Origin of the sequence: Streptomyces sp. 4N509B (assembly GCF_052245655.1) — a bacterium.
GTDB lineage: Bacteria > Actinomycetota > Actinomycetes > Streptomycetales > Streptomycetaceae > Streptomyces.
Genome location: NZ_JBQQBZ010000027.1, coordinates 1 through 14849, shown reverse-complemented (window position 1 = coordinate 14849; position 14849 = coordinate 1). Strand labels below are relative to the sequence as shown.

Below are 14849 nucleotides of genomic sequence, written 5' to 3'. Positions count from 1 at the left end.
GCTTCGAAATCCATAATCGAGGCTACCCGGGGCAGGCGAGAGACACGGATCGGCAGGCGCGCGGCTGACGTGGGAGCGTCGGACGAGCACCTGTGAAGTACCAGGGAAGCACAGGGAAGGAAGGGCATCCCATGCACAAGCTCATGTTTGTCGCGGGAGTCGCGGTCGGCTACGTGCTCGGTACCCGGGCCGGGCGGGAGCGGTACGAGCAGATGCGGGAGCAGGCGCACCGGCTGGGCGCCAACCCCGCCTTCCGGAACACCATGGACACCGCGACCCAGACGGGCCGGCAGGCGGCCTCGCGCGCCGCCGGCGCCGTCGCGACCAAGGCCGGCGACCGCCTCCCCGGCCCCGTGGTCGAGAAGCTGCGGTCGGTGGAGGGGCGGTACCGCGAGGGCGACACGCCACCGGAGTCCTACGGCGGCGCGCAGGCCGCGAGCTGAGCGGCCCGCCCTGGTCCCCGCTTCCGGAGCGAGTCGATCGACCGGGTCGGCGGAACGTCGAGCGAAACGCCGGCCGAGACGAGGTCGACCGAAACGACGGAGCCGACCGAGCCTGAACGCGCCGGTCCTCGCGGGCGCACGCACGAGTCCGAACGAGCGCCGCCCGAGCCGAACCGTTGCTCGGGCGGCGTACGGGCGGATACCGTGTGTTCGGCATGCCGATCGGCCGTCGGCATGCCGAACGGCGTCAGAGGTCGGGGAGGGCAGGGCACCAGCACATGGGGCGACGCGTGCCGGCGGTGAGTCGGGCGTTGGACATACTCGAGCTGTTTCTCGACGGGGACGGGACACTGTCCGCCCCCGAGATCACCCGCAGGCTTCAGCTGCCGCGCACCACCGTTCACGAGCTGGTGACCACGCTCGCCGCGCGATCGTACCTGGTGCCGGTGCCCGGCCAGCCGGGACGGTACCGGCTCGGCGTGCGCACGTACCAGCTCGGCAGCCGGTACGCCGAGCAGCTCGACCTGGCGGCGGAGGGGCACCAGGTCGCCCGCGCCGTCGCCGAGACCTGCGGTGAGACGGTGCACGTCGCCGTCCTGGAGGACGTGGACGTCATCTACATCGCCAAGGTCGACAGCACCCACGCGGTGCGGATGGTCTCGGCGGCGGGCCGCCGGCTGCCCGCGCACTGCACCGCGGTCGGCAAGATGCTGCTCGCCTCCCTGTCGCCCGACGACCTCGACACCCGCCTCCCCGCCCCCGGCGGCGAGGAGCTGCGCGCCATGACGCCGAACTCCATCACCTCGCCCGACGAGCTGCGCAGCCGCCTGGCGGAGATCAGGGAGCGGGGCGTCGCGATGGAGCAGCGCGAGTCCAACCCCGACGTCTCCTGCGTGGCGGCGCCCGTGCGCGACCGCTCCGGGCGCGTGGTGGCGGCGCTGAGCATCTCCGTGCCGATGGTGCGCTGGAGCGGCGAACGCCAGGACGAGCTGGCGGAGCTCGCGGTCAAGGGCGCGAGTCAGCTCTCGGAGCGGCTCGGCCACCACCCCCGCCCGTAGCGGGCGGACGACGGGGCCCGAACGCCGCGACGGCGCGCGTCGGGGGAGACACTCGGGGGCGCGGGAGCCCCACACGCCACACACCGGGAAGAACGGGAGAACGCCGTGAGCGACGGGCTGGAGATCGCGATACGGGCCGAGGCACAGCTGGGGGAGGGGCCCACCTGGGACCCGGAGGGGCAGCGGCTGCTGTGGGTGGACATCCTGTCCTCCCGCATCCACGTCCTCGACCCCGCCAGCGGCCGGCGCACGGTGATGACCACCGAGCAGCACGTCGGCGCGGTCAAGCCGCGCGCGGCGGGCGGATTCGTGGTCAACCTGCGCGACGGCGTCGGCCTCTACGACGCGTCGGGCGCGTTCCGCTGGCTGCGCCACGCGCCCGTGCCGGGCCGCCGGGGCAACGACGCGGCCGTCGCGCCCGACGGCTCCCTCTGGGCCGGCAGCATGCGCTACGACGACGGGCCCGGCGGCGGCACCCTGGACCGGGTCGCCCCCGACGGCGAGACGACGACGGTGCTCCCGGCGGTCACCACCAGCAACGGCACCGGCTGGAGCCCGGACGGCACCCTCGTCTACCACGTCGACACCCCCACCCGCCGCGTCGACGTGCTGACCCTGACCGAGGACGGCCGGGGGATCACCGACCGCCGTCCCCTGGTGGACACCTCCGGGTTCGCCGGCTTCCCCGACGGCCTCACGGTGGACGCGGACGGCTGCGTCTGGGTGGCGTTCTGGGACGGCGGCGCGGTGCGTCGCTTCACGCCGAAGGGGGAGCTGGACCGCACCGTGACCGTGCCGGCCAGCCGCACCACGGCCTGCGCGTTCGGCGGCCCGCGCCTGGCCGACCTGTACATCACCACCGCCCGCGTCGGCATCGACCCCCGTAGGGAACCCCTGGCCGGCTCGGTGCTCGTGCTGCCCGACGCGGGACGGGGCCTGCCGCAGCCGGCGTTCGCGGGCTGAGCTGACGGCCGGTCAGGAGGCGGCTCGCCGCCGCCACCAGCCGGCCGCTCCCTTCTCCGGGCTCTCACGACCCTCGCGGCGTGGGAGCCCGCCGCGTGCTGCCGTGCCGCGCTCACCGGCGCGTCACCGGCGGCGCGTCGTCCCCGAATTTCCCACCAAGTTCCAACGAGTGCCGTCCGAACCGTTGACGGTGACCCGGGTCACACCTACGGTCTCGTTTCGTCTTGTTCGTATTTACGATCTACGTTCGATATCCCGACCGACTCTTCGTCGTGTCGCGATACGAGCGGCTCACGCAGACGAGGACGGGCCGTATGACCCCTTCCGAACCACCTCGCGGGCCGAGCCGACGCCGCCTCCTCGCCACCGTCGGCGGGCTCGGTGCCCTGGCCACCACCTCCGCCGTGGGCTGCGCCGCTCCCGCGCGCACGGATCCCGGCAAGACGCGGCTGCGCTACTGGCACCTCTTCGGCGGCGGCGACGGCGTCAACATGAAGGGCATGCTCGACGCGTTCAGCGCGAGCCACCCCGACATCGACCTGGAGGCCGCCACCCTCCAGTGGGGCGCCCCGTACTACACCAAGCTCGGCATGGCCGGCGTCGGCGGCCGGGCCCCGGAGATCGCCGTCATCCACCTCACCCGCCTGCCCGGCTTCGCGCCCGGCCGGCTGCTGGACCCGTTCGACCTCGACCTCCTCGCCGAACACGGCGTCACCGAGGAGGACCTCCCCGAGGACCTGTGGCGGCGCGGCGGGATCGACGGCCAGCAGTACGCCATCCCGTTCGACACCCACCCGATGGTTCTCTACTACAACACCGACGTCTGCGAACGGGCCGGCCTCCTCGGCGACGACGGGCGCCTGCTGCCCATCGAGGGCGCGGACGCCTTCCTCGCCGCGTTGCGCGCCATCCGCGACGTCACGGGCCAGCCCGGTCTGGTCATCGAGACCCTCGGCAGCGAGGCCATCGGCCCCTGGCGCCTGTTCGCCACCTTCTACTCCCAGACCGGCGGCACCGTCCTCGACGAGACCGCGACCCGCATCACGCTGGACGACGAGAAGGTCATGCGGGTCCTGCGCTTCATGCGGACGCTGACGGAGGAGGGGCTGGCCACCCGGCGCGTGGACTACCAGGGGACCGTCGGCGTCTTCGCCGCCGGCGACTCCGGCTTCTTCCTCAACGGCGAGTGGGAGGTGAGCACCTACACCAACACCGGCCTGCCGTTCTCGATGACCCGCGTCCCGAACCTCTTCGGCCGCCCCACCGCCCAGGCCGACGCCCACTCCTTCGTCCTGCCGCACCAGTCCGACCGCGGTGGCCCGGGGAACGAGGCCGCCCACGCCTTCACCGCCTGGATGCTGAAGAACTCCGTCGACTGGGCGGCCGGCGGCCACGTCCCGGCCTACCTCCCCGTCCTCGACGACCCCGAGTACCTCGCCCTCTCCCCGCAGTCGGAGTACCGCTCGGTCATCGAGGACGTGGCCCTCGACCCGCCGGCCTGGTTCGGCGGCTCGGCCTCCGCGATGTGGATCGAACTCAGCGCCGTCTTCTCCGGCGTCCTCACCGGGAGCCGAAGCCCGGAGAACGCGTTGGCCGAGGCCAGGTCACGCCTCGAGGACCTGCTGGACACCCCGAACCCCTTCGGAGAGACCGCATGACGACCGTCGCCACCCGGAAGCCGACACCGGGCGCCTCCCACGCGATACGCCGCCACTGGAGCGAGCACGGTCTCGTCTTCACGCTTCCCTTCCTCCTGGTCTACGCCGTCTTCCTCGTCTGGCCGCTGCTCTACGGCGTCAGGATCAGCCTGGGCAACAACGACGTCGCCGGCACCCAGTCCGACTACGTCGGTCTGGACAACTACGCCGAGGCCCTGCGGGATCCCGAGGTGTGGTCCTCCCTGTGGAACACGGTGTGGTTCACGCTGCTGTCCACCGTGCCGCTCGTCCTGGCGGGCCTCGGCCTCGCCCTCATCGCCCACCACCTCCGCTTCGTCAGCTGGCTGTGGCGGCTGAGCTGGTTCGCGCCCTTCGTCCTTCCCTCGGGCGTCGTCTGCCTGCTGTGGGCGTGGGTGATCTACCCGGCCGACTTCGGCTTCGCCGACCAGCTGCTGACCCGCATCGGCCTCGACCCCGGCATCGGCTGGCTCACCGAGACCCGCTACGCGATGCTGTCCATCGTCCTGACCACGGTCTGGTGGACGGTCGGCTTCAACTTCCTGCTCTACCTCGCCGCGCTCCAGGCGATCCCCCGTCACCTCTACGAGGCCGCCGAGCTCGACGGCGCCGGGGCCTGGCGCCGGCTGCGTCACGTCACCCTGCCGATGCTCCAGCGCACCACCGTCGTGGTGGTGGTGCTCCAGCTGCTGGCCTCGCTGAAGATCTTCGACCAGGTGTACATCATGACCGGCGGCGGGCCCGACGAGTCGACGCGGCCGATCCTCCAGTACGTCTACCAGCAGGGCTTCACCGGCTACCGGATCGGCTACGCCTCGGCCATCTCCTACATCTTCTTCGTCCTGATCGTCATCGTCTCGCTGATCCATCTGCGGCTGACCCGCCGTGCCCGGGAGGAGAACGGATCATGAGCAGCACCACCACCCCAGGCACCCCAGGCGCCGCGGCCGCCGCGGGCACCGTGGACAGCACCGACACCGTGGGCGCCCGTGACCCCGGCGCGGCCGGGTCGGAACGCTCGCGGCGCGCCGTCCAGGGGGCGGTCCGCGCGGTGTGGCGCGTCCTCGCGCCCCGGGAGGAGGACGACGACTCCGGGCGCCGGGCGCGGTGGACCCGTGGCCGGATCGCGCTGCTGGCCTGCGCCCTCGTGCTGGCCCTGCTGTGGGTGTTGCCGCTGCTCTGGGCGCTGGCGATCTCCCTCAAGCCCGAGGCGGAGACCACCAGGACGGGCCTGCACTGGTTGGGATCGGAGATCACCTTCGACGCCTACCGCGGCGTGTGGGAGTCCGGGGACCTGACGCGCTGGCTGTTCAACACCGCCTACATCGCCTCCATGACCACCCTGCTCACCGTCGCGCTCACCGCCATGGCGGCCTACGGCTTCGCCCGCACCCGCTTCCGGGGCCAGAAGGTGCTCTACGGGCTGGTGCTGGCCGGCATCATGGTGCCGCCGCAGGTGCTGATGGCCCCGCTCTTCGCCGAGATGGTGGCGCTCGGCCTGGTCGACACCTACTGGGGCGTGATCCTGCCGCAGGTCGCCGTACCCGCCATGGTCTTCATCCTGGTGAAGTTCTTCGAGGGGCTGCCACTGGAGCTGGAGGAGGCGGCCTACGTCGACGGCGCGGGGCGCTGGCGGGTGTTCTGGCAGATCGTGGTGCCGCTCTCGCGGCCGGTGCTGGCGGCCGTCGGGATCTTCACCTTCATCCAGACGTGGAACAACTTCCTGTGGCCGTTCCTGGTCACCACCGACCCCGGCGGCATGACGCTGCCCGTGGGCCTCGTCAACGTCCAGTCCACCTACGGGGTCCGCTACGCCACCGTGATGGCCTCGGTGATCCTTGGCGGGCTGCCGCTGCTGGTCGTCTTCGTCTTCTTCCAGCGCCAGATCGTCCGGGGCATCGCCCACACCGGCCTCGCCGGGCAGTGATCGAAACGTTTCATAGCAAGCGCTGTCATACCTGTTGACCGGGCTTCGGTCACGCCCTACGGTCGCTGCGTTCGCAAGTTCGATCGCCGTCCGGCATGTCGAACGCATGCCGGGCGGCGTCGTTCGCCACGTCCGTCCGCCCCGCCACCGGTCCACCCGCACCCACCGGGCGGTCGTGTCCGCACGTGTCCCCCCGCCGAAGCCCCACCGACCACCAGCCAAGGAGCGAGCCGCATGCCTCCCTCCCTCCCACGGCCTCCGCGCCCCCCGCTGAGCCGGCGCCGCCTGCTCCGCGACGCCGCCGGCCTCGGCGCGCTCGCCGCCCTGGGCGCGACCGCCGGCTGCGGCTCACCCGCCGACCTCGCCGGCGGCGCCGACCGCATCCAGTTCTGGAACCTCTTCAGCGGCGGCGACGGCGCCAACATGCGCGCCATGCTCGACGCGTTCCGCGAGGAGCACCCCGGGATCGCCGTCGAGGACACCACCCTCGCCTGGGGCGACCGCTACTACACCAAGCTCGCGATGGCGGGGGCCGGTGGCCGCGCGCCCGACGTCGGCGTCCTGCACCTCGGCCGGCTCGCCGGCTTCGCCCCCGGGCGGCTGCTGGACCCGCTGGACACCACGCTGCTGGCCTCCCACGGCGTGCGCCGCGAGGACTTCACCCCCGAGCTGTGGGACCGGGCGACGATCGACGGCGAGCTGTACGGGCTGCCGTTGGACATCCACCCCTCGACGCTCTACTACAACCGCGCCGCCGTCGAGCCCGCCGGCGTCCTCGACGCCGACGGCCACCTCGTCGAGATCAACGGGACCGAGCAGTTCCTCGACGTGCTCGACGCCGTCCGCGAGGCCATCGGCACCTCCCCGCTCGGCTGGAACGCGCTGATGCCCGAGGAGTGCTGGTGGAGCTTCCTCGGCCTCTACCAGCAGACCGGCGGCACCATCCTCAGCGAGGACGCCACCGAGATCACCCTCGACGACGACCGCGCCGAGGAGGTGCTGGCGTTCTTCGCCCGCCTCGTCGCCGAGGAGTACGCCATCCCGGGCCAGGACCTCGTCGGCTACCTCGTCAACGGCGGCGGCTTCGTCTTCTTCGGGAACTGGCTTGTCGTCAACTTCCAGACCGCCGGCCTCGACTTCGGCGCCCGCCCCTACCCCACCCTCTTCGGCCAGCCCGCCACCCAGGCCGAGTCCCACGTGCTGGTCCTGCCCCACCAGGAGGGCCGGGGCGGCACCGCCAACGAGGCGGCCCACCTGCTGCTGTCCTGGCTGGTCCGCCACAGCCTCGCCTGGGCCGAGGCCAGCCACGTCCCGGCGTACCTGCCGGTCCACCAGGACCCGGACTTCCTCGCGCTGCAACCGCAGGCGGAGTACCGCTCCGCCATGGACATCGCCGCCTTCGACCCGCCCGCCTGGTTCGCCGGCACCTCCTCCCGCCTCCACATCGACGTCGGCGTCCACCTCTCCGCCGCCGCCATGGGCACCGTCACCCCCGCCGAGGGGGTCCGCCGCATCCGCTCGGCCCTCGCCGACCTGCTCGCCACCCGCAACCCCTTCGGTGAAGGAGGTGCCGACCGATGAGCACCACCACGGCCAGCCCCGGCACGCCCGCCGGCGCCTCCGCCGTCCCCGCCGCCCCTCCGGCCGTCCCGCGCGGGCACGAGGCCGGGCTCCGGCCGCGCCTCGGGCGGGTCTTCCAGCACGGCGGCTGGTTCGTCGCGCCCTTCCTCCTGGTCTACGGCCTCTTCCTCGTCTGGCCGCTCGTCTCCGGCCTGTGGTACAGCCTCAACGAGACCAACCTCGCCGGCATCGACACCGAGTTCGTCGGACTCGACAACTACCGCGAGGCCCTGGGCGACGACCAGATGTGGGACGCGCTCGGCAACACCCTCCGGTTCACCGCCATGGTCACGCCCCTCATCGTGGTGACGGCCCTCGGCCTCGCGCTCCTGACCCACCACATCCGGCGCGGCAGGTGGTTCTGGCGGCTGGCGTTCTTCGCGCCCTTCCTGCTGCCCTCCGCCGTCGTCTCCGACATGTGGCGCTGGCTCTACGAACCCGACTTCGGGCTCATCAACAACGCCACCAACCACCGCACGCCCTGGCTGCTCGACGGGGACTGGGCGATGTTCTCCGTGGTCCTGACCACCCTGTGGTGGACGGTCGGCTTCAGCTACCTGCTCTACCTCGCCGCGCTCCAGGCCATCCCCGAGCACCTCCACGAGGCCGCGGCGCTCGACGGCGCGGGCCCGTTGAAGCGGATGTGGCACATCACGATCCCGATGCTGCGCAACATCACCGGCCTCGTCGTCATCCTCCAGATCCTCGCCTCGCTCCAGGTCTTCGACCAGATCTTCCTGATCACCGAGGGCGGGCCGAACAACGAGACCCGGCCGGTGGTGCAGTACGTCATCTACCAGGGCTTCACCGGCTACCGGATCGGCTACGCCTCGGCCATCTCCTACATCGTCTTCGTCCTGGTCGTCACCGTCACCCTGCTGCGCCTGTGGATGGTGCGTCGCCGAGAGGAGAGCACCCCGTGAACGGCACCTCCCCCGTGAGCCTGCGAATCCGGCTGCGGCGCAACGCCGGCCAGATCGCGCTCACCGCCGTCGCCAGCGTGCTGGCCGCGCTGTGGCTCGTCCCCTTCGGCTGGGCGCTGTCGACCTCCCTCAAGCCGGAGGCCGACACCCAGCTGCTGCCGCTGAAGTGGATCCAGTCGAACATGAACCTCGACGCGTACCGCAGCGTGCTCGGCGAGGGCGACATCCCCAAGTGGCTGCTCAACTCGGCGATCGTCTCCACCGGCGTCACGGTCCTGACGCTGGCCGTCTCGACGCTCGCCGCCTACGGCTTCGCCCGCACCACCTTCCGGTACCGCAGGGCGCTGCTCGGGCTCACCCTCGCCGGGATCATGGTGCCCGGCACCGTCATCACGGCGCCGCTCTTCACCGAGATGCGGGCCCTCGGCCTGGTCGACACCTACTGGGGCGTGATCCTGCCGCAGGTCGCGGCCCCGGCCATGGTCTTCATCCTCTACCGCTTCTTCCTCGCCATCCCCCGCGAACTGGAGGAGGCGGCCTGCCTCGACGGCGCCGGGCGGTGGCGGATCTTCTTCCAGGTGGTGCTGCCGCTGTCCCGCCCGGTGCTGGCGGCCGTGTCGATCTTCACCTTCATCGTGTCGTGGAACAACTTCATGTGGCCCTACCTGGTGACCACCGACCCGGACCTCGCCACGTTGCCGGTGGGCCTGGCGACCGTGCAGTCCTCGTTCGGCATCCGGTGGGCCCAGCTCATGGCCGCCGCGCTGCTGGCCGCGCTGCCGCTGCTGGTCGTCTTCGTCTTCTTCCAGCGTCAGATCGTCCGAGGCGTCGCCCACACCGGCATTGCCGGGCAGTGATCCCGGGCAGTGATTCCGCGCAGTGCGCCTCACCCGGCCCCACCCCGACCACGATCCCGATCCCGATCCCGATCCCGATCCGACGAACGGCACACCCGCCCGTAAGGACACCCGAGGAACCCCATGAACAACCCAGTCGCCGCCCACTTCACCCTCGATCCGGCCTTCGCCGTCTCGAAGGTCGATCCCCGCCTCTTCGGCTCCTTCGTCGAGCACCTGGGGCGGTGCGTGTACACCGGCATCTACGAGCCGGGGCACCCGACCGCCGACGACGCCGGCCTGCGGACCGACGTGCTCGACCTCGTCCGCGAGCTCGGCGTGAGCGTCGTGCGCTACCCCGGCGGGAACTTCGTCTCCGGCTACCAGTGGGAGGACGGCGTCGGGCCGAAGGACGCCCGCCCCCGCCGCCTCGACCTGGCCTGGCGCTCCACGGAGTCCAACGCGTTCGGACTCGGCGAGTTCATGGACTTCGCCCGCAAGGTCGACGCCGAGCCGATGATGGCGCTCAACCTCGGCACCCGCGGCGTCGCCGAGGCCCTCGCGCTCCAGGAGTACGCCAACCACCCGGGCGGCACCGAGCGCTCCGAGCTCCGCGCCGCCCACGGCGACGCCGAGCCGTACGGCATCCGGCTGTGGTGCCTGGGCAACGAGCTGGACGGCCCCTGGCAGACCGGCCACAAGACCGCCGCCGAGTACGGCAGGCTGGCCGCCGAGACGGCCCGCGCCATGCGCCAGATCGACCCCGGCGTCGAACTCGTCGCCTGCGGCAGCTCCAACCAGGGCATGGCGACGTTCGCCAGCTGGGAGGCCACGGTCCTCACCCACGCCTACGAGCTGGTGGACCACATCTCCCTGCACGCCTACTACCAGGAGACCGACGGGGACCGGGACTCCTTCCTCGCCTCCGCCGTCGACACCGAGTCGTTCATCGAGAACGTCGTCGCGACCTGCGACCACGTGGGCGCCCGGCTGAAGTCGGACCGGCGCGTCAACCTCTCCTTCGACGAGTGGAACGTCTGGTACCAGTCCGGGGACTGCCCCCAGCTCGACCCCGACGCCCCGCCCGCGGAGGACTGGGCCGAGGCGCCCCGCCTGCTGGAGGACAACTACAGCGTCACCGACGCCGTCGTCTTCGGCTCGCTCCTCATCGCGCTGCTGCGCCACGCCGACCGCGTCAAGATCGCCTGCCTCGCCCAGCTGGTCAACGTCATCGCGCCCATCGCGACCGAGCCCGGCGGCGCGGCCTGGCGGCAGACGACGTTCTTCCCGTTCGCGCAGGCCTCCCGGTACGGGCGCGGCACCGTCCTCGACGTGCGCCCGGAGGGCCCGACGCACGCCACGCGGCGCTTCGGCGAGGTGCCGCTGCTCCACGCCACGGCGGTGCGTGACGAGGAGACGGGGGAGGTGACGGTGTTCGCCGTGAACCGCCACCAGACGGCGCCGCTGCCACTGGAGGTCACGCTGCGGGGCCTGGACCTGACGCGGGTGGTCGAGCACAGCGTGCTCGCCGACGCCGACCCGGACGCGCGGAACACCCGGGCCGAGCAGACGCGGGTCGCGCCCCACGAGGGCGAGGGCACGACGCTCGCGGGGGAGCGGCTCGCGGCGACGCTGGAGCCGCTCTCCTGGAACGTCATCCGCCTCGCGCCGTAACGCCCCGCGCCCCGGCTCCCGGTGCGGGGTCCGCCCCGCGCCGGGACGCCCCACGCCGGGACCGCCCGCTGAGCCGTGCCGCCCCTGCCGGCTCAGCGGGCGACGGCGAGCGTGAGGCCGCCGACGTACCCGGCCGCGCGCCCGCCGGACGCCCGCTCCACCGTCACCAGCCCGTCCCGGGCGCCGCCACCGCCGTAGACCGGGTCGTCGGCCAGCGCGACGGGCCGCCCCGGCCGGTCCGCGTACGCCCTGTGCCGGTGGGCCTCGGCCACCACCGCGTCGTCGAGGAAGAGCTGGCCCGCGTGGATGGTGTCCTCGCCGTGCACCACGACGTGGACGTGCGGCGCGCGTCCGGGCCGCCAGCCGGGCACGATGGTGGTGAACGCCACGAGCCCGGCGCCGTTCGCGACCTGGGCGCCGCGCAGGTGGCTCTCGCGGCCCGTCGCGTACCGTCCGGTGGCGTCGCAGCTCCACAGCTCCACCACGGCGCCGACGACCGAGGCCCGGCGGCTGCCGGAGTCCTGGACCCGCAGCCGCAGCGCGAGCGGCACACCCGGTCTGCCCTCCCTGAGGTCCGTGCGCACCAGCGCGTCGTCGAGCGGGTGCGCCCGCGCGATGGTGCCGCGTGCGAGCTCGTACGGCTCGTCGCCTCCCGTCGGGGAGCCGCCGGCGTCCGGCGTGGTGGGGAGCGGGCTGGCGTGTGCGGCGCCCTGCCCGGCGAGCGCGACCCCTGCGAGGCTCGACGCCCCGAGCACGACGATCCTTCGGCTGATTTCACTGTCCGTCATGTCGATAACGCTACGGATCACTCCTGAGTATGAACGACACGCGGCACGAGAACACTCCAATGCGCCGCCGCAATGGCTTACACACTCCTCCGTGATTCTTATGCCACCTTTATGTGCCCTCATCAGACGGCATGCGGGAGCAGCCCGAGCGGGCGTCAGGCCGCCGACGTCGCCCCGACGCCGCTCCGACGCCGAGCCCGGGGCATCGAGGACCCCGGACCCGGCCGTCGGCCCTCGCGCGCGGGCGCACGCCGGCCCACGGCGCCCCACGGGTCCCTCGGCCGCCGACCCGGCGGCCGGCGACGCGCCCGCCTCAGGTCCGCTCCGCGCCGGTGTGGCGGAGGATCTCGGCGACCACCAGGTCCCACAGCGCCACCGGCGGCACCTGGTGCCCCACCCCCGGCAGCGGCACCAGCCGCGCCCGCGGTATCTCCGTGGCCAGCACCTCCCCGTGGCCCAGCGGGAACAGCGGGTCGTGCGTGCCGTGCAGCACCAGCGTCGGCGCCGTCACCTCCGCGAGCCGGCGCCGCGTCGTCGGCCCACGGTCCAGCACCCAGTGGTTGTGCGCGCTGGCCGCCATGTCCCTCGTCCGGTCCACCACGCGACCCGCCAGCGCCCGCACCCGTTCCTCCTCCCACGGCCACGTGCCCGCGAAGGAACGCTCGGCCGCGACGAGGTGGTCGATGACGGCCTCGCGGTCCGACCAGTCGGGGTCAGGCGCCGGCTCCTCGAAGACCGCGCGGAGCCGCTCGGCCATCGGCGGCAGCTCCGCGTCCACCGGCACGGCCGGGCTGGTCGACAGCAGCGTCAGCGTGGCCACCCGGCCCGGGTGCCCCAGCGCGACCTCCTGCGCGATCGCCCCGCCCATCGAGATCCCCACCAGGTGCGCCTCGCGCAGGCCGAGCGCGTCCAGCACCCCGACGGCGTCGGCCACCAGGTCGGCGCCGGTGTACGGCGGCGCCCCCGCCTCGTACGCCGTGGACTGCCCGGTGTCGCGGTGGTCGTACCGCACGACGAGGCGTCCGCCCGCCGCCAGCCGCGCGCACAGCTCCGTGTCCCACCAGTCCATCGAGGCCGCCGCCCCCGCGATCAGCAGCAGCGCCGGATCGCCGGTCCGGCCGAAGGTCTCGACGCACAGCTCGACGTCACGCGCGTGGATCGTCCTCTTCGTCATACGGGAATGACCCCGGCCGGTGACGAAACTCATCGGCGTACGTCGGTCGGCCGGGTTAGGGTCCCAGGCGTGACGACCACGACGACACCGCGCCCCCTCGGCAGCTCCGACCTCACCGTCTTCCCCCTCAACCTCGGCGGCAACGTCTTCGGCTGGACCGCCGACCGTGACCAGTCCTTCGCCGTACTCGACGCCTACGCCGAGGCCGGCGGCAACTTCCTCGACACGGCCGACTCCTACTCGGCCTGGGTCCCCGGCAACAGCGGCGGCGAGTCGGAGACGATCATCGGCGAGTGGCTGGCCTCGCGCCGCAACCGCTCCGACATCGTCGTCGCCACCAAGGTCGCCCGCCACCCCGACTTCACCGGGCTGGCCCCGGCCACCATCAAGGGGGCGGCCGAGGCGTCCCTGCGCCGCCTGGGCACCGACCACATCGACCTCTACTACACCCACTTCGACGACGAGTCCGTCCCCGTCGAGGACATCGTCACCGCCCTCGACGAGCTCGTCCGCGAGGGCAAGGTGCGCGCCGTCGCCGTCTCCAACATCAGCCCCAAGCGGCTGGAAGCGTCCCTGGCCTTCTCCGAGCGCGAGGGCCTGGCCCGCTACGTCGCCCTCCAGCCCCACTACAGCCTCGTCTCCCGCGACACCTACGAGGGTGAGCGCCAGGCCATCGCCGAGCGGTACGGCCTGGCCGTGCTGCCGTACTACGCCCTCGCCTCCGGCTTCCTCACCGGCAAGTACCGGCCCGAGACCGTCGACTCGGTGACGAGCGCGCGGGCCGGCGGCGCCGCCAAGCACCTCCAGACCGAGCGCGGCCGGAAGGTCCTCGCGGCCCTCGACGAGGTGGCGTCCGCCCACGGCGCCGAGCTCGCCTCCGTCGCGCTGGCCTGGCTCACGGCCCAGCCCGGGGTCGTCGCGCCCATCGCCAGCGCCCGCACCCCCGAACAGCTCCCCGCCCTGCTCGCCTCGGCGACGTTGGAGCTCAGCGAGGCGGAGCTCGCCCTCCTGACCGACGCCTCGGCCTAGCCGTGCCCCGGCCGGCCCCGCCCCCGACGCCCGCCCCCGTGATGCGGCGGGCGCGGCACGCCGACCTGGCGGCCGTGCTGCACCTGCTGTCCCAGGACGCGCTCCCCGCGCCCGAGGTCGAGATCGGGCCCGGCGATCCGGTGCCGCGCGTCTACGTCGAGGCGTTCGAACGCATCGACGCCGACCCCGGCCAGCTGCTGGCCGTCGCCGAGCTCGACGGAGCGGTCGTCGGCACGCTCCAGCTGTCGTTCGTGCCGTACCTGACGCGTCGGGGCACGCCGGTGGCGATGGTCGAGGCCGTCCGCGTGGACCGGCGGCTGCGGAGGAGGGGCGTCGGCGAGCACATGATGCGCTGGGCCCTCGGCCAGGCCCGCGCCCGCGGCTGCGTCCGCGTCCAGCTGACGAGCAACAAGGCGCGCGCCGACGCGCACCGCTTCTACGAGCGCCTCGGCTTCCGCGCCACCCACGAGGGCATGAAGCTCCACCTCGACGCCCGCGACAGCCTCGACGCCCTCCACGGCTGACCCGGTCCCGGAGCCGACGCGAACAGGCCGGGGCCCGGCGCGCGCACGCCGGGCCCCGGGGTCGGAGCGGAGAGCCGACGGGTCAGCTCAGGTTCGGGGTCTGCCAGTTCCACATCCGCTGTGGGTTGTCGCGGGAGGAGATCCGTATCTCGCCGGGGCCGTTGCCCGTGCCGGTGAGGAAGGCCTGGATGCTCTGTTGGAGGGGTGTGCGCCA

At 72.8% G+C, this 14849-nt stretch carries 14 protein-coding genes; 12 read left to right on the top strand and 2 right to left on the bottom strand.

From position 1 onward, the window contains the following. The first annotated feature begins 131 nt into the window (after nucleotides 1–131). The 10 genes from ACTWP5_RS22555 (at nucleotide 132) to arfA (ending at nucleotide 11120) form a co-directional block, all read left to right on the top strand. Entirely contained in the window at nucleotides 132–443 is a 312-nt protein-coding gene (locus tag ACTWP5_RS22555; RefSeq protein WP_443222884.1) for a hypothetical protein, read from the top strand. A 278-nt stretch (nucleotides 444–721) separates the two neighbouring features. Further along, entirely contained in the window at nucleotides 722–1501 is a 780-nt protein-coding gene (locus ACTWP5_RS22550; RefSeq protein ID WP_443222883.1) for an IclR family transcriptional regulator, read from the top strand. Nucleotides 1502–1606: 105 nt separating this feature from the next. Next, nucleotides 1607–2464: an SMP-30/gluconolactonase/LRE family protein gene (locus tag ACTWP5_RS22545; RefSeq protein WP_443222882.1), complete on the top strand. Its 858-nt coding sequence runs from the start codon at nucleotides 1607–1609 to the stop codon at nucleotides 2462–2464. Nucleotides 2465–2778: 314 nt separating this feature from the next. Further along, the gene (locus ACTWP5_RS22540; RefSeq protein ID WP_443222881.1) at nucleotides 2779–4122 is read left to right on the top strand and encodes an extracellular solute-binding protein; all 1344 of its coding nucleotides are present in this window, start codon (nucleotides 2779–2781) and stop codon (nucleotides 4120–4122) included. Next, complete coding sequence (locus ACTWP5_RS22535) at nucleotides 4119–5051, top strand: carbohydrate ABC transporter permease (RefSeq protein WP_443222880.1); 933 nt, start codon at nucleotides 4119–4121, stop codon at nucleotides 5049–5051. The genes ACTWP5_RS22540 and ACTWP5_RS22535 overlap by 4 nt, the downstream gene beginning before the upstream one ends. Further along, nucleotides 5048–6067, top strand: a complete 1020-nt coding sequence (locus ACTWP5_RS22530; RefSeq protein WP_443222879.1) for a carbohydrate ABC transporter permease — start codon at nucleotides 5048–5050, stop codon at nucleotides 6065–6067. Before ACTWP5_RS22535 ends, ACTWP5_RS22530 begins: the two co-directional genes overlap by 4 nt. Before the next feature lie 234 nt (nucleotides 6068–6301). After that, nucleotides 6302–7648 carry an extracellular solute-binding protein gene (locus ACTWP5_RS22525; protein ID WP_443222878.1) on the top strand — a complete coding sequence of 449 codons (1347 nt, stop codon included), beginning with the start codon at nucleotides 6302–6304 and terminating at the stop codon, nucleotides 7646–7648. Next, complete coding sequence (locus tag ACTWP5_RS22520) at nucleotides 7645–8610, top strand: carbohydrate ABC transporter permease (RefSeq protein ID WP_443222877.1); 966 nt, start codon at nucleotides 7645–7647, stop codon at nucleotides 8608–8610. Before ACTWP5_RS22525 ends, ACTWP5_RS22520 begins: the two co-directional genes overlap by 4 nt. Further along, a complete protein-coding gene (locus tag ACTWP5_RS22515) occupies nucleotides 8607–9467 on the top strand; it encodes a carbohydrate ABC transporter permease (protein WP_443222876.1) in 861 nt (286 codons plus the stop codon). The genes ACTWP5_RS22520 and ACTWP5_RS22515 overlap by 4 nt, the downstream gene beginning before the upstream one ends. Nucleotides 9468–9590: 123 nt before the next feature. After that, nucleotides 9591–11120: an arabinosylfuranosidase ArfA gene (gene arfA / locus ACTWP5_RS22510; RefSeq protein ID WP_443222875.1), complete on the top strand. Its 1530-nt coding sequence runs from the start codon at nucleotides 9591–9593 to the stop codon at nucleotides 11118–11120. A gap of 92 nt (nucleotides 11121–11212) precedes the next feature. On the opposite strand, the gene ACTWP5_RS22505 is transcribed toward arfA, so the two are convergent. Beyond that, on the bottom strand, nucleotides 11213–11908 hold the full coding sequence (locus ACTWP5_RS22505; RefSeq protein ID WP_443222874.1) for a hypothetical protein: 696 nt from the start codon (nucleotides 11906–11908) through the stop codon (nucleotides 11213–11215). A gap of 313 nt (nucleotides 11909–12221) precedes the next feature. Next, a complete protein-coding gene (locus tag ACTWP5_RS22500; RefSeq protein WP_443222873.1) occupies nucleotides 12222–13082 on the bottom strand; it encodes an alpha/beta fold hydrolase in 861 nt (286 codons plus the stop codon). Nucleotides 13083–13151: 69 nt separating this feature from the next. Here ACTWP5_RS22500 and ACTWP5_RS22495 point away from each other — a divergent pair, with 69 nt between their 5' ends. Beyond that, nucleotides 13152–14111 (top strand): aldo/keto reductase, encoded by a 960-nt coding sequence (locus ACTWP5_RS22495; RefSeq protein WP_443222872.1) that lies wholly within the window; start codon nucleotides 13152–13154, stop codon nucleotides 14109–14111. Between the two features lie 41 nt (nucleotides 14112–14152). After that, a complete protein-coding gene (locus tag ACTWP5_RS22490; RefSeq protein ID WP_443222954.1) occupies nucleotides 14153–14635 on the top strand; it encodes a GNAT family N-acetyltransferase in 483 nt (160 codons plus the stop codon). Nucleotides 14636–14849: the final 214 nt, after the last annotated feature.

Bases quoted from the DNA above. Each gene is read 5' to 3' on its own strand.
- ACTWP5_RS22555 (WP_443222884.1), top strand. From the start codon at position 132: ATGCACAAGCTCATGTTTGTCGCGGGAGTCGCGGTCGGCTACGTGCTC.
- ACTWP5_RS22550 (WP_443222883.1), top strand. From the start codon at position 722: ATGGGGCGACGCGTGCCGGCGGTGAGTCGGGCGTTGGACATACTCGAG.
- ACTWP5_RS22540 (WP_443222881.1), top strand. From the start codon at position 2,779: ATGACCCCTTCCGAACCACCTCGCGGGCCGAGCCGACGCCGCCTCCTC.
- ACTWP5_RS22535 (WP_443222880.1), top strand. From the start codon at position 4,119: ATGACGACCGTCGCCACCCGGAAGCCGACACCGGGCGCCTCCCACGCG.
- ACTWP5_RS22530 (WP_443222879.1), top strand. From the start codon at position 5,048: ATGAGCAGCACCACCACCCCAGGCACCCCAGGCGCCGCGGCCGCCGCG.
- ACTWP5_RS22525 (WP_443222878.1), top strand. From the start codon at position 6,302: ATGCCTCCCTCCCTCCCACGGCCTCCGCGCCCCCCGCTGAGCCGGCGC.
- ACTWP5_RS22520 (WP_443222877.1), top strand. From the start codon at position 7,645: ATGAGCACCACCACGGCCAGCCCCGGCACGCCCGCCGGCGCCTCCGCC.
- arfA (WP_443222875.1), top strand. From the start codon at position 9,591: ATGAACAACCCAGTCGCCGCCCACTTCACCCTCGATCCGGCCTTCGCC.
- ACTWP5_RS22505 (WP_443222874.1), bottom strand. From the start codon at position 11,908: ATGACGGACAGTGAAATCAGCCGAAGGATCGTCGTGCTCGGGGCGTCG.
- ACTWP5_RS22500 (WP_443222873.1), bottom strand. From the start codon at position 13,082: ATGACGAAGAGGACGATCCACGCGCGTGACGTCGAGCTGTGCGTCGAG.
- ACTWP5_RS22490 (WP_443222954.1), top strand. From the start codon at position 14,153: ATGCGGCGGGCGCGGCACGCCGACCTGGCGGCCGTGCTGCACCTGCTG.